This window comes from Pseudomonas sp. MYb541 (genome assembly GCF_037479595.1).
Lineage (GTDB): Bacteria > Pseudomonadota > Gammaproteobacteria > Pseudomonadales > Pseudomonadaceae > Aquipseudomonas > Aquipseudomonas canadensis.
Genome location: NZ_JBBGYS010000062.1, coordinates 23,649 through 37,445, shown reverse-complemented (window position 1 = coordinate 37,445; position 13,797 = coordinate 23,649). Strand labels below are relative to the sequence as shown.

The following is a 13,797-nucleotide window of genomic DNA, read 5'->3' as shown; positions in this document are numbered from 1 at the left end:
CCAATACCTTAAGCCGGAATCGCCTTGGCCTTAGGCTCGCGATCCCAGACCCGATGCTGGCCGATCGCGGCAAAAAACGCCTTGAACGCCTTGGTATCCGATCCCACGATCAGCCCCGCATCCACCTCAAGTTTCAGCAGGTCCAACAACGGCTTCGCGTCACTGGCGACTGTAATCGCCTTGAGGTGCTTGTACGCCTCTAACAGGAAGTGCAACGCCACCCCATCACCGCTCAAGGCTTTCACCGAGTCCTTCCCGCCAGGGACGAACACCGCATCAAACGCAATGGACGGCATGCCTTCCATCGACGCATCCACCGGCAGGCTCTTGCCATCGGCCGTCTTCACTGGCGCCGAGGTTGGCCCCAGCAGCTTGGCGTGCGCCCCTTCTGCTTCCAGTGCCTTTTTCAATGTGGCAATCGCCACGCCGTCCACGCCATTGGCTGCCAGGATCGCCACCTTGCGGGTCTTGATATCGCCCGGTAGCAGGTTCGCCTGGCTCAACGCTGGCGAGCGCTCCGGCTTGGTTTGACGCTCCGGCACGGTGCCTTTGGTCGGTGCTGGCAGCCCCAGGTTCTGGGCCACGCGCTTGGCCAGCTCCAGGTCGATATTCGCCAGGATCTCGTTGACTTGGCGCGCGCGAATAAACTCACGCTCTACCTTGCCCAACTCAAAGCTATACGCCGCGATGATGTGCTCTTGCTCGTGCTTGCTCATGCTGCGGAAGAACAGGCGCGCCTGGGAGAAGTGATCGCCGAATGACTCGCTGCGCTCACGGATCTTGTGGGCATCGATGCGCTCCGGATAAGTCTCGAAGCCACCATCCTGTGCCGCAGGCGGAGTTTCTTTAGGCCAGCCGCCATCAATCGAATTCGGCTCGTAGGACGCACGACCTTTATCGATGGTGCTGCGGTGCATGGCATCACGCTGGTTGTTGTGCAGCGGCGTCACGGGCTGGTTGATCGGCAACTGGTGAAAATTCGGGCCGCCCAGTCGGCTGATCTGTGTATCGGTGTAGGAAAACAACCGACCTTGCAGCAGCGGGTCATTGGAGAAGTCGATACCCGGCACGATATGGCCCGGGCAAAACGCGACCTGCTCGACTTCTGCAAAGAAGTTATCCGGGTTGCGGTTCAGCACCATCTTGCCCAGCGGGGTGATTGGCACCAGCTCTTCCGGAATCAGCTTCGTGGGGTCGAGAATGTCGAAGTCGAAGGCATGCTCCTTATCCTCGGGGATAACCTGCACACCCAACTCCCACTCGGGGTAGTCGCCCATTTCAATGGCTTCCCAGAGATCGCGACGGTGGTAGTCGGTATCTTTACCGGCCAGCTTCTGCGCCTCGTCCCACACCAGCGAGCAAGTACCCGCCGTAGGGCGCCAGTGGAATTTGACGAAGTTGGATTTGCCCTCGGCATTCACCAGTCGGAAGGTGTGCACACCAAAGCCCTGCATGCTGCGCAGGCTTTTTGGAATGGCGCGGTCAGACATTGCCCAGATCACCATGTGAGCGGATTCAGGCTGCAGCGAAACGAAGTCCCAGAACGTATCGTGCGCCGATCCGCCGGTAGGAATTTCATTGTGTGGTTCAGGCTTTACGGCGTGCACGAAGTCAGGAAACTTGATCGCGTCCTGAATGAAAAACACCGGCATGTTGTTGCCCACCAGGTCGAAGTTGCCTTCTTCGGTGAAAAACTTAACCGCAAAACCGCGCACATCACGCACCGTATCGCCTGAACCACGCGGGCCCTGCACGGTGGAAAAGCGCGTGAATACTGGGGTTTTATGCCCAGGGTCACGCAGGAACCCAGCCTTGGTCAGCGCCGAATGGTTCTCATACGTCTGGAAATAACCATGGGCGCCAGTGCCACGGGCATGCACGATGCGCTCCGGGATGCGCTCATGGTCAAAGTGCGTGATTTTTTCACGCATGATGAAGTCTTCCAGCAGCGATGGGCCACGGGAACCGACTTTCAAGCTGTTCTGGTTGTCGGAAATTTTCACGCCTTGGTTGGTACGCAGGGCCTGGCCGGTCGCATCGGAACGGAATGTCTCCAGGGCCTGCAGCTTGGCGTTGGTGTTGCCACGGTCCAAGGTATCGGTGCCCGCGAGTTCACTCTTCGGCGGGGTGGCTGGCTTCTTGGTACTCATCAGACAAAACTCCTTATTCAAATTGGCCAGAGCGATCCCCGGCTCGTTTGAGCAAAACCCCAGGCACGGCACCTGGGAAATCGAGTTGCTTAAGTAGTGACTGACGAGGTTTTGGGCCGTTCCTTTTTTATGACCTTTGATCGCGTTATTGCCAAATCGCTGGATGAATGCGAAATAAATGCTAAGAAACGCTATACGGACAGGCTAAAATGCGCGCCCGGCTAACCGCTGATCCCTTTTCCATGCGCCCCACAAGGTTCGCTACGTGATCGAGTTTCAAAACGTCCATAAAACCTACCGCGTCGCCGGTAGGGATATTCCCGCGCTGCACCCCACCAGCCTGACCGTCGAGAACGGCCAGGTGTTTGGTCTGATCGGTCATTCCGGCGCGGGCAAAAGTACACTGCTGCGCCTGATCAACCGCCTCGAAGAACCGAGTGGCGGCAAGATCACGGTGGATGGCGAAGAAGTCACTGCCCTGGACGCCAACGGCCTGCGCCGCTTCCGCCAGCAGGTCGGGATGATCTTTCAGCACTTCAACCTGCTGGCGTCCAAGACTGTTGCCGACAACGTGGCGCTGCCACTGACGCTGGCTGGCGAGTTGTCGCGTAGGGACATCGACCTGCGCGTCGCCGAATTGCTCGCCCGTGTCGGCCTGTCGGACCACGCCAAGAAGTACCCGGCGCAGTTGTCCGGTGGCCAGAAGCAACGCGTCGGCATCGCCCGCGCCCTGGCGACCAAGCCAAAGATCCTGCTGTGCGACGAAGCCACCAGCGCCCTCGACCCGCAGACCACCGCCTCAGTGCTGCAACTGCTGGCCGAGATCAACCGCGAGTTGAAGCTGACCATCGTGCTGATCACCCATGAAATGGACGTGATCCGCCGCGTCTGCGACCAAGTGGCGGTGATGGACGCTGGCGTGATCGTCGAGCAAGGTTCGGTGGCCGACGTATTCCTGCACCCCACGCACCCGACCACCAAGCGCTTCGTGCAAGAGTCCGAGCAGGTCGACGAAAACGAGCAACGCGACGACTTCGCCCACGTGCCAGGCCGTATTGTGCGCCTGACGTTCCAGGGCGAAGCGACCTACGCGCCGCTGCTGGGCACCGTCGCCCGCGAAACGGGTGTGGACTACAGCATCCTCGCTGGTCGTATCGACCGCATCAAAGACATCCCTTACGGGCAATTGACCCTCGCCGTCACCGGTGGCGACATGGAAGCCGCCTTTGCGCGCTTCACCGCCGCTGACGTCCACATGGAGATCCTGCGCTAATGGACGTCCTGTTGAGTTTCTTCGCCAATATCGACTGGTCTGAAATCTGGCTCGCCACCGGCGACACCATGACCATGCTGTTCGGTTCGCTGTTCTTCACCGTGGTGCTCGGGCTGCCGCTGGGCGTGCTGCTGTTCCTGACCAGCCCGCGCCAACTGTTCGAACAGAAAGGCCTGTACGCGCTGCTCTCGTTGATCGTGAACATCCTGCGCTCGCTGCCGTTCATCATCCTGTTGATCGTGATGATCCCGTTCACCGTCCTGATCACCGGCACTTCGCTGGGCGTGGCGGGTGCGATTCCGCCGCTGGTCGTAGGTGCGACGCCATTCTTTGCGCGCCTGGTGGAGACCGCGCTGCGTGAAGTGGACCGCGGCATCATCGAAGCCACCCAGTCCATGGGCGCCAGCACGCGCCAGATCATCACCAACGCCTTGCTGCCCGAAGCCCGTCCTGGCATTTTCGCGGCGATTACGGTGACGGCGATTACACTGGTGTCCTACACCGCAATGGCCGGTGTGGTCGGTGCCGGTGGCCTGGGTGACCTGGCCATCCGTTTCGGTTACCAGCGTTTCCAGACCGATGTGATGGTGGTCACCGTGGTGATGCTGCTGATTCTGGTGCAAATTCTGCAAACCGTCGGCGACAAGCTGGTGGTGCACTTTTCTCGAAAATAACGGCCATTGCCGGCCGCACGCCGGTACATGCCCGAACAAGGAGCTTGTTGGATGAAAAAACTACTGGTTGCTTTCGCCGCCGTTGCCGCGTTTTCCGCCCACGCCGAGACCATTACGGTCGCCGCTTCGCCGGTGCCCCATGCGGAAATCCTGGAATTCGTGAAACCTGCCCTCGCTAAAGAAGGCGTAGACCTGCAGGTCAAAGTCTTCACCGACTACGTGCAGCCGAACGTACAAGTCGCTGAAAAGCGCCTGGACGCCAACTTCTTCCAGCACCAGCCGTACCTGGATGAGTTCAACAAGGCCAAGGGCACTCACCTGGTGAGCGTTGGCGCCGTGCACCTGGAACCCCTGGGCGCCTACTCCAGCAAGTACAAGAAGCTGAATGAGCTGCCAAGCGGCGCCAACGTGGTGATCCCGAACGACGCCACCAACGGCGGCCGCGCGCTGTTGCTGCTGGCCAAGAACGGCCTGATCACCCTGAAGGACCCGACCAACATCCTGTCGACCATCAAGGACATCACCGGTAACAGCAAAAACCTGAAATTCCGTGAACTGGAAGCCGCGACCCTGCCGCGCGTGCTGACCCAGGTCGACCTGGCGCTGATCAACACCAACTACGCGCTGGAAGCTAAGCTGGACCCGTCCCAGGACGCACTGGTCATCGAAGGCAGCGACTCGCCTTACGTGAACATCCTGGTGACCCGCGAAGACAACAAGGACTCGGACGCCGTGAAGAAGCTGGTTGCCGCCCTGCACACGCCTGAAGTGAAGAAATTCATCGAAGAGAAGTACAAAGGCGCGATCAAGCCGGCGTTCTGACCTGACTCGATCTCCCAAACACTGGAGATCAAAAGATGTGGGAGCGGGCTTGCTCGCGAAAGCGGTGTATCAGTCGACGGAGATGTTGACTGACACACCGCTTTCGCGAGCAAGCCCGCTCCCACATTTGTTTTGTGGTGCTGGCCAGGCTGGCGTCCGGCTTATTTACGCTGCAACAGCACCGGCAGTTGCGCTACGAGCTTCTGGTTATTCAACGGCGCACGAATAAACCCACGCTGCGTCCCGTCCGGTCCGATCAGCGCCAGGTTGCCGCTGTGGTCAACGGTGTAGTTCGGTTTGCTGGTGTCGGCCGGTATGAACGGAATGCTGACGGCATTCGAAACCTTCTGCACATCCTCCACATTCGCGCCGGTCAGGCCCTGGAACTGCGGGTCGAAGTAGCCCAGGTACTGCTTCAGCTGAGTCGGCGTATCGCGATGCGGATCGACGCTGACTAAAATCACCTGCAACTTATCCACAACGTCCTTGGGCATTTCGCTCTTGATCTGGCGCAGTTGGGCGAGGGTGGTCGGGCAGATGTCCGGGCAGAAGGTGTAGCCGAAAAACAGCAGGCTCCACTTGCCTTTCAATTCGTTGACCACCACCGACTGGCCTTCCTGATTGGTCATGGTCACCGGCGGCAGCTGGCGGCTTTGCGGCAACAGGATGATGCCGGCGTCGATCAAGGCAGTGGGGTCGCCCTGGCCCTTGCCCGATAGCACTTTGTTAACGGTCAGGCCCATGATCAATGCCACCAGGGCCACCAGGATGAAGACAGTTTTTTGAGTTCGAGTCATAGGTTCAACAGTAGGTAGTGGTCGAGGAGCAGCGCGATAAACAGCAGCAGCAAGTACCAGATAGAGTACTTGAAGGTGTTGATCGCCGCGTGCGGCCGACCGCCACGGTACAACACCCAGGCCCATTGCAGAAAGCGCCCGCCCAATACCAGTGCACACGCAAGGTACAGCAGGCCACTCATGTGGATCACATAGGGCATCAGGCTCACCGCCAGCAGGGCGAAGGTGTAGAGCAGGATATGCACCTTGGTGTAATGCTCACCGTGAGTGACCGGCAACATCGGAATATCGGCCTTGGCGTATTCCTCCTTGCGGTGAATGGCCAGGGCCCAGAAGTGCGGCGGGGTCCAGGCGAAGATGATCAGCACCAGCAGCAGGGGCTCGGCGCTGATATGCCCGGTGACCGCGACCCAGCCCAGCAAGGGCGGCGCAGCACCTGCCAATCCACCGATGACGATATTCTGCGGCGTCGCCCGCTTGAGAAAGCCGGTATAGATCACGGCATATCCCAACAGCGAAGCCAACGTCAGCCAGGCTGCCAGCGGGTTGGTGAACGCCAGCAGCAGCGCCAATCCTGCAACAGCTAGAAACAATGCAAAGGCCAGCGCCGCCAGCGGTGATACACGGCCCTCTGCCAACGGCCGCTTATGGGTGCGCGCCATTACGGCGTCGATCCGCCGGTCCACCACATGGTTCACCGCCGCCGCGCCGCCCGCGCACAGAGCAATCCCCAGGTTGCCGAACACCAACACCGTCCACGGTACACCCGCACGGGTCGCCAGGAACATGCCCACCAATGAGGTAATGAGCATCAACACCACCACTTTCGGCTTGGTCAGCTCCAGGTAGTCACGCCAGATTGCCTGGCCGTGACGCGCGCCGATCAAGGTCGCCATGGCATCTCTCCTTTAAGCGTGATGAGGCCCGATACATGTTTGCGTGGGATAAAACGCCAGCCGAACGGCAGCTGGTTGCGCACCCGGACCAGGCTGGTGCGGGCGTGGTAATTGACCAGCACCAGACTGAGCAACAACGCGGCGCCCCCGGCGTTATGGCCTACAGCCACCGCCAGCGGCAGCCCGAAAGCCACATTGCTCAGGCCCAGGCAGATTTGCGCGGCCAGGGCGACCAGCAATAAACCCGCCAAACGCGTCATGCCCACCGCGCGCAATTGCCAGGCCAGGCCGAGCAACACCAGGCTGACGATGACGGCGCCGATGCGGTGGGTCAGGTGGATGGCGGTGCGCGCTTCACTGTCCAACTGCCCGCCCAGGTAGTTGGGCCCGATGTGCTGGGTGAGATGAAATCCGTTGGCGAAATCTGCTGCCGGCCACCATTCGCCATGGCACGTCGGCAGATCAATACAGGCCACCGCCGCGTAGTTGGAACTGACCCAGCCCCCCAGCGTGATCTGGCCGATCACCAGCACCAGGCCCGCCGTCGCCCAATATTGCAGACGCTTGGGCACGATCAACGCGGGCAACACGCCGGACAAGCGCAGGGTCAGCAGAAACAGCAGGCTCAAGGTCGCAAAGCCGCCCAATAAATGCCCCGTCACCACCTGCGGCCATAACTTCAGCGTCACCGTCCACATGCCAAACGCCGCCTGGGCAAACACCACCGCCAGCAGGAACAGCGGCAGCTTCACCGGCTGGCCCGGATCACGCCGATGACTCCAGGAACGCGCGGCCAGCAACACAATCAGCAAGCCCAGGGTGCCAGCGAAGTAGCGATGAGTCATCTCGGCCCAGCCCTTGTCGGCCTCCACCGGCGTATCGGGGAAATGCAGCTCGGCATGGGCCAACTGGGCTTCGGTCTTGGGCACGCTGATGAAGCCGTAGCAGCCCGGCCAATCCGGGCAACCCAGGCCCGCGTGGGTCAGGCGCGTATAGGCGCCGAGCAGCACGACGATCAAAGCCAACAAGGTGGCAAACAACGCGAGGCGAAATCCAGGTTTGGCCATGACGGTGCCCTTATCCGATGTTCGACAGTTTCAGCAGGTGGCGCAGGTCGTTGAGCAAATCCTTGCCCTTGACCTTGGCGTCGTAACGCAACACCAGGTTGCCGTGGGGATCGACGATCCACAGCTGCGCGTCACCCGGCGCGGCGGCGCCTTTGCTGAAGGTCGGCAAATCCAGCGGGTAGCGTTGCAGTTGCGGGTATTCAACGTTCAGCTTGGTTTCATACTCCGCGCTCACCGGCTGCGCGCTGGCCAAGGCATGGCTGGCGCGGGAGGCATCACGGCCTAGGCTGATTTGCAGTTGCCGTGCGAGGTACACCAGTTGCTGGCAATCCGCCGCACAGACGGTGGGCGCGGTCACCAGCAGTTGCCAGCGCTGCTCATCGGTTTGTACGCCAATATCGGCGCGGGTCTGGCCGTTGCCGATCATCTCGCCGTGATAGCTGCGGCTTTCAGGCACCCAGAACTGCAGCTTGTACATGAAGGTGGCCAGCGCCATCGGGCCGATCACCATCATCAGGATCAGGATCAACTGCCAGCGGCCTTTGCGCCGATTCGGGGCTTCAGACATGTTGAGTGGATTCGTGGCCGCTCCCATGGGGCTTCTCCTTTTTGTTGTGCCATCCGAGGTAGAGGTAAAGCGCGAGCAACGCCAGCGACATGGCGAACCACTGCACGGCATACGCCAAGTGTTTTTCCGGGCCCATGGCGACGATCGGCCAGGTGGTTTCGTAGGTGCCGAGGCCGGCTTCGGCCCGCAACTCATAGGCGAAACCGTTGCGACCCAACTCGGCCCAGAGCGCGGCAGGGTGCAACGCCGTGAGCAGACGCGGCCATTGCGCAGTCGTGGGGTCCGGGTGCAACTGGAAGGTTTCGCCAGGAGCGACGTACACCCAGGCATCGAGATTCACCGGCTGATCCGGCGTGGTGAAGGCGGGTGGCGTGCGCCGATCCGGCCAGGGCAGCCAACCGCGATTGAGCAACAGCCACAGGCCACTGGCCTGGTCGTGGAAGGGTTGCAGCAGCTCTACGCCGGCCTTGCCGTCGCGCATGCGGTTGTCGAGGAATACGCTGTGCTCGGCGTCGAATTGGCCGCGCAGACGAACGCGGCGGAAGGCTGGATCGGTCGTGTCGTTCAGTTGCGCGCTGCTGATCGGATCAGCCGCGCGCCGCTCGGCGTAGCTGTCCACCAGCAGCTGTTTTTCATGGCCGCGAGACAACTGCCAAAACCCCAGGCCGACCATCAACGGCAGCAGCACCAACACCACCAATGTCGGTGCGATTCCTGGCCGAAAGCATTTTATGGCGCTGGCTATACTTGTTTTCATTGCCCGCCCATCCCATTGGAGCCAGACCATGCTCAAAGCCGCTATTGCCCTGATGCTGATCGCGACCGTTGTGAGCCTGTTCAGTGGCTTGTTCTTTCTGGTCAAGGACGAGGGCAACTCTAATCGCCTCGTCACTGCCTTGACCGTGCGTGTCGTACTGGCCGTGATCACCGTGGCGCTGATCGCCTGGGGCTTTTTCAGCGGCCAGCTGGTGTCTCATGCACCGTGGTAAGGCTTTTCACAGCACATAGACGAAGAAAAACAGCCCGATCCACACCACATCCACAAAGTGCCAATACCAACTGGCCGCCTCGAAACCGAACTGGTGCTCGGCATTGAAGTGCCCCTTGAGGATGCGCATCAGCATCACGAACAGAATGATCGTGCCGATGGTGACGTGGGCACCGTGGAAACCGGTGAGCATGAAGAACGTCGCGCCATACACCCCTGAGCCCAAGGTCAGGCCCAGCTCTTTATAGGCGTGGATGTATTCCTCGGCCTGAAACCCCAGGAACGCCAGGCCCAGCAGCACGGTGATCGCCAACCAGAGTTTCAGCGCGCCGCGATGACCTTTGCGCAGCGCGTGGTGGGCGATGGTGATGGTCACGCTGGAACTCACCAGCAGAATGGTGTTCACCAGCGGCAGGCCCCACGGGCTGATGGTGCCTTCCGGTGCCGGGTACATTTTCGGGTCGGGGTTGTTCAGCAACGGCCAGGCAAACTCGAAGTTCGGCCACAGCATGTGCGCAATGCCCTTTGAGCCTTCACCCGCCAGCCAGGGCGCCGACATGTGTCGCACATAAAACAGCGCACCGAAGAAGGCGATAAAGAACATCACCTCGGAAAAGATGAACCAGGTCATGCCCCAGCGGAACGAGCGATCCATCTGCGAACTGTACAAACCGGCGCGGCTTTCCTTGATCACCGCGCCGAACCAGCCGAACAGCATGTAGGCCAATAACAGCCCGCCGACGAAAAAGATCCACGGGCCGTGGGATTCCGCCCGCGCGGCCTTGAGGTCGTTGAACCACAGGCCCAGGCCGTACACCGTGATCAACAGGCCAAACGTGGCAATTATTGGCCATTTGCTTTGCGCTGGTACGTAGTACGTATCATGAGACGACATGTATTCGCTCTCCTGATTGAGGGGGCAAACAGTAGCTAGCCGCCGCTGTGGGCAGCCACCGGCGGTTGGCGCGCAGTAATATCAAACAGCGTGTACGCCAGGGTCAGATGCTTCACATCCTTGGGCATGTCGCGGTCGACAATGAAACGCACCGGCATCTCGATGCGCTGGCCCGGTTGCAGCACTTGCTGGGTAAAGCAAAAGCACTCGGTCTTGTGGAAGTACATCGCCGCTTCGGCCGGGGAAATACTGGGCACGGCCTGGGCAGTCATCGGCTTGTCGGTGGGGTTGTGGGCCACGAACAACATCTCGGTCACCGCGCCCGGATTGACCACCACTTCGTCAACCTTGGCGTAAAAATCCCAGACCATGTCGATGGCGTTGGTAGACAGGAACTGCACCCGCACCTGGCGTGAAGCATCGACAACCTGTTCACCCTCGTACTGCCCGGCCGTCTTGCCATTGATACCGAACGCTTTGCACATCACGTCGTAGATCGGCACCAGGGCAAAGCCGAAGGCGAACATCGCCACCACCAGGATGAGCAGCCGAGTAACCAGGCGCTTGATAGGCACGGACTCAGCCATGGCGACTACCCCGCTTTTGATTTTCTGTGGGAGCTGGCTTGCCTGCGATAGCGGTGTGCCAGGCACCGAATCTACCCACTGCCACACCCTCATCGCAGGCAAGCCAGCTCCCACAGGAGACCGTGTCGGCCTGCACCAAGGTGTTCATTTGACCTCCGGCGGCGTGGTGAACGTGTGGTACGGCGCCGGCGAAGGGATGCTCCACTCCAGGCCTTCGGCGCCGTCCCAAGGCTTGGCCGGTGCGGGTGTACCGCCACGGATGCACTTGATCACAATGAACAGGAAGAAGATCTGCGTGGCGCCGAACATGAACGCGCCAATCGACGAGACCATGTTGAAATCGGCGAACTGCAAATTGTAGTCCGGCACTCGCCGCGGCATCCCCGCCAGCCCGACGAAGTGCATCGGGAAAAACGCCATGTTCATGCCCACGAAGGACAGCCAGAAATGCAGCTTGCCCAGGGTTTCGTCGTACATGTGGCCGGTCCATTTCGGCAGCCAGTAGTAGGCCGAGGCGAAGATGCCGAAGATTGCGCCAGGCACCAGTACGTAATGGAAATGCGCCACCACGAAATAGGTGTCGTGGTACTGGAAATCCGCCGGTGCAATCGCCAACATCAGCCCGGAAAAGCCGCCGATGGTGAACAGAATCACGAACGCCACGGCAAACAGCATCGGCGTCTCGAAGGTCAGCGAGCCTTGCCACATGGTGCTGACCCAGTTGAACACCTTCACCCCCGTGGGCACGGCGATCAGCAGAGTGGCGTACATGAAGAACAACTCGCCCACCAGCGGGATGCCCACCACGAACATGTGGTGCGCCCACACGATGAACGACAGGAACGCGATGCTCGCCGTGGCGTAGACCATCGAGGTGTAGCCGAACAGCGGCTTGCGCGAAAAGGTCGGGATGATCGAGCTGACGGCGCCGAAGGCCGGCAGGATCATGATGTATACCTCGGGATGGCCGAAGAACCAGAACACGTGCTGAAACAGCACCGGGTCACCACCGCCAGCCGCACTGAAGAAGCTGGTGCCGAAGTGGATGTCCATCAGCATCATGGTCACGCAACCCGCCAGCACCGGCATCACCGCGATCAGCAGGAACGCGGTGATCAGCCACGTCCAGACGAACAGCGGCATTTTCATCAAGGTCATGCCCGGCGCACGCAGGTTGAGAATGGTGGCGACCACGTTGATCGCGCCCATGATCGAACTGATGCCCATCAGATGGATCGCGAAGATGAAGAACGTCACGCTTTCCGGGGCATAGGTGGTGGATAGAGGCGCGTAGAAGGTCCAGCCGAAGTTCGGCCCGCCACCGGGCGTGAACAGCGTCGAGACCAGCAGCAGGAACGCTGCCGGCAACAGCCAGAAGCTGAAGTTGTTCATGCGTGGCAGGGCCATGTCGGGGGCGCCGATCATCAGCGGGATCATCCAGTTGGCCAGGCCGACGAACGCCGGCATCACCGCGCCGAACACCATGATCAACCCGTGCATGGTGGTCATCTGGTTGAAGAAGGCCGGCTGCACAATCTGCAGGCCGGGCTGGAACAGCTCGGCGCGGATTACCATGGCAAACGAGCCGCCGAGCAGGAACATGGCAAAGGCGAACCACAGGTACATGGTGCCGATGTCTTTATGGTTGGTGGTCAGCACCCAGCGCATCAACCCCTTGGCGGGGCCGTGGGCATGGTCGGCGTGACCATGGTCATCGATCACAGCGCTCATGGCCGTTCTCCTGCAAGCGAGTGGGCGGGGCGGGTCGAGGTAAACGCCTTGAGAGAGGTCATTTGCTTTCCGCCTGCTTGATGGCCAGCACGTCTTTAGGCGTGACCATGTCGCCTTTTTTGTTGCCCCAGGCATTGCGCTCGTAGGTCACTACGGCGGCGATGTCCACTTCCGAGAGTTGCTTACCGAAGGCCGCCATCGCCGTGCCGGGCTTGCCGTGGTAGACAATGTTCAGGTGGTCAGCCGCAGGGCCGGTGGCGATCTTCGAGCCTTTGAGCGCCGGGAACATCGGCGGCAAGCCCTGGCCTTCGGCCTGGTGACAAGCCACGCAGGTGGTGTGGTAGACCTTGTCGCCACGTGCCACCAGCTCTTCCAGCGTCCACTCTTTGGAGGTCAGCTCCTTGAGCTTGGCGGCCTCTGCCTTGCGCTCGCCCAACCAGGTCTCGTAGTCGGCCTTGGACTTGACTTCGACCACGATGGGCATGAAGCCGTGGTCCTTGCCGCACAGTTCGGCGCACTGGCCACGGTAGATGCCGGGTTTCTCAACGCGGGTCCAGGCCTCGTTGACGAAGCCGGGAATGGCGTCGCGCTTGACCGCAAAGGCCGGCACCCACCAGGAGTGGATCACGTCGGCGGCCGTTACCAGGAAGCGCACTTTAGCGCCCACCGGCAGCACCAGCGGCTGGTCGACTTCCAGCAGGTAATGTTCGCCCTTGGTGGCCTGGTTATGGATCTGCTCGGCGGGCGTGGCCAGGTTGCTGAAGAACTCCACGTCCTGGCCCAGGTATTTGTAATGCCACTTCCACTGATAGCCGGTGACCTGGATATCGATATCCGACTCACTGCTGTCGTAGATATTGATCAGGGTCTTGGTGGCCGGAATGGCCATCGCGATCAGGATCAGCAAGGGCACGACCGTCCAGAGGATTTCCACGGTGGTGCTCTCGTGGAACTTGGCCGCGACCTGGCCCGTGGACCGGCGATGAACGATCATCGACCAGAACATCGCGCCAAACACGATGATGCCGATCACCACACAGATCCAGAATATGGTCATGTGCAGGTCGAACACAGCGTGACTGACTTCTGTCGCCCCTGGCGCCATATTCGTTGTCCAGGCGGCATGTGCCTGGCCGAATACCGACCACAACAGGAGGCCCATCCAAACGTGTGGATGTCGCATCATTGCGGGTTCCCCTTATCGTTCTTGTTATCCCGCCGGTTTGCACCTGCGTCGAAGGGAGCGGCTTCCATACTGCTTACAACCGCCTGGCCTTGCCTGCTTATGCAGTCTGGCGTCATCAGCTAATCGCGTACAAATCCGAGTATAGACAGGCTCTGCAACCCCG

At 60.4% G+C, this 13,797-nt stretch carries 14 protein-coding genes; 4 read left to right on the top strand and 10 right to left on the bottom strand.

Annotation, left to right across the window (positions count from 1 at the left end; all coding sequences use genetic code 11):
* Positions 1-8 precede the first annotated feature (8 nt).
* Positions 9-2,222, bottom strand: coding sequence for a catalase HPII (katE, locus tag WH299_RS27665; protein ID WP_339551884.1), 2,214 nt, complete (start codon positions 2,220-2,222; stop codon positions 9-11).
* Between the two features lie 193 nt (positions 2,223-2,415).
* Here katE and WH299_RS27660 point away from each other — a divergent pair, with 193 nt between their 5' ends.
* From WH299_RS27660 to WH299_RS27650, 3 genes are read left to right on the top strand one after another with little or no spacing between them, the layout of a single operon-like run.
* On the top strand, positions 2,416-3,423 hold the full coding sequence (locus WH299_RS27660) for a methionine ABC transporter ATP-binding protein (protein WP_122730102.1): 1,008 nt from the start codon (positions 2,416-2,418) through the stop codon (positions 3,421-3,423).
* Positions 3,423-4,097, top strand: a complete 675-nt coding sequence (locus WH299_RS27655; protein ID WP_010207814.1) for a methionine ABC transporter permease — start codon at positions 3,423-3,425, stop codon at positions 4,095-4,097. Before WH299_RS27660 ends, WH299_RS27655 begins: the two co-directional genes overlap by 1 nt.
* Before the next feature lie 51 nt (positions 4,098-4,148).
* Complete coding sequence (locus WH299_RS27650) at positions 4,149-4,919, top strand: MetQ/NlpA family ABC transporter substrate-binding protein (RefSeq protein ID WP_339551883.1); 771 nt, start codon at positions 4,149-4,151, stop codon at positions 4,917-4,919.
* 161 nt (positions 4,920-5,080) lie between these two features.
* Here the strand turns inward: WH299_RS27650 and WH299_RS27645 are convergent, their stop codons facing one another.
* Genes WH299_RS27645 through WH299_RS27625 form a run of 5 tightly spaced genes read right to left on the bottom strand, consistent with a single transcriptional unit; the run spans position 5,081 to position 9,004 of the window.
* The gene (locus WH299_RS27645; protein ID WP_339551881.1) at positions 5,081-5,716 is read right to left on the bottom strand and encodes an SCO family protein; all 636 of its coding nucleotides are present in this window, start codon (positions 5,714-5,716) and stop codon (positions 5,081-5,083) included.
* A complete protein-coding gene (gene cyoE / locus WH299_RS27640; RefSeq protein ID WP_028618640.1) occupies positions 5,713-6,612 on the bottom strand; it encodes a heme o synthase in 900 nt (299 codons plus the stop codon). Before cyoE ends, WH299_RS27645 begins: the two co-directional genes overlap by 4 nt.
* Positions 6,600-7,679, bottom strand: a complete 1,080-nt coding sequence (locus tag WH299_RS27635) for a COX15/CtaA family protein (protein WP_339551879.1) — start codon at positions 7,677-7,679, stop codon at positions 6,600-6,602. Before WH299_RS27635 ends, cyoE begins: the two co-directional genes overlap by 13 nt.
* A 10-nt stretch (positions 7,680-7,689) precedes the next feature.
* Entirely contained in the window at positions 7,690-8,274 is a 585-nt protein-coding gene (locus WH299_RS27630; protein ID WP_339498159.1) for a hypothetical protein, read from the bottom strand.
* The gene (locus WH299_RS27625; protein WP_126569390.1) at positions 8,240-9,004 is read right to left on the bottom strand and encodes an SURF1 family protein; all 765 of its coding nucleotides are present in this window, start codon (positions 9,002-9,004) and stop codon (positions 8,240-8,242) included. The genes WH299_RS27630 and WH299_RS27625 overlap by 35 nt, the downstream gene beginning before the upstream one ends.
* A gap of 28 nt (positions 9,005-9,032) precedes the next feature.
* On the opposite strand from WH299_RS27625, the gene WH299_RS27620 reads away from it, so the two are divergent.
* Positions 9,033-9,236 carry a twin transmembrane helix small protein gene (locus WH299_RS27620; protein ID WP_016978774.1) on the top strand — a complete coding sequence of 68 codons (204 nt, stop codon included), beginning with the start codon at positions 9,033-9,035 and terminating at the stop codon, positions 9,234-9,236.
* A gap of 6 nt (positions 9,237-9,242) precedes the next feature.
* Here WH299_RS27620 and WH299_RS27615 read toward each other — a convergent pair whose 3' ends face one another.
* The 4 genes from WH299_RS27615 to coxB form a co-directional block, all read right to left on the bottom strand.
* Positions 9,243-10,130, bottom strand: a complete 888-nt coding sequence (locus WH299_RS27615) for a cytochrome c oxidase subunit 3 (protein ID WP_028618636.1) — start codon at positions 10,128-10,130, stop codon at positions 9,243-9,245.
* Between the two features lie 35 nt (positions 10,131-10,165).
* Complete coding sequence (locus WH299_RS27610) at positions 10,166-10,717, bottom strand: cytochrome c oxidase assembly protein (RefSeq protein WP_339551877.1); 552 nt, start codon at positions 10,715-10,717, stop codon at positions 10,166-10,168.
* Positions 10,718-10,861: 144 nt separating this feature from the next.
* Positions 10,862-12,448 carry a cytochrome c oxidase subunit I gene (gene ctaD / locus WH299_RS27605; protein WP_122730093.1) on the bottom strand — a complete coding sequence of 529 codons (1,587 nt, stop codon included), beginning with the start codon at positions 12,446-12,448 and terminating at the stop codon, positions 10,862-10,864.
* A 58-nt stretch (positions 12,449-12,506) separates the two neighbouring features.
* Positions 12,507-13,634, bottom strand: coding sequence for a cytochrome c oxidase subunit II (coxB, locus tag WH299_RS27600; protein ID WP_339551875.1), 1,128 nt, complete (start codon positions 13,632-13,634; stop codon positions 12,507-12,509).
* Positions 13,635-13,797: the final 163 nt, after the last annotated feature.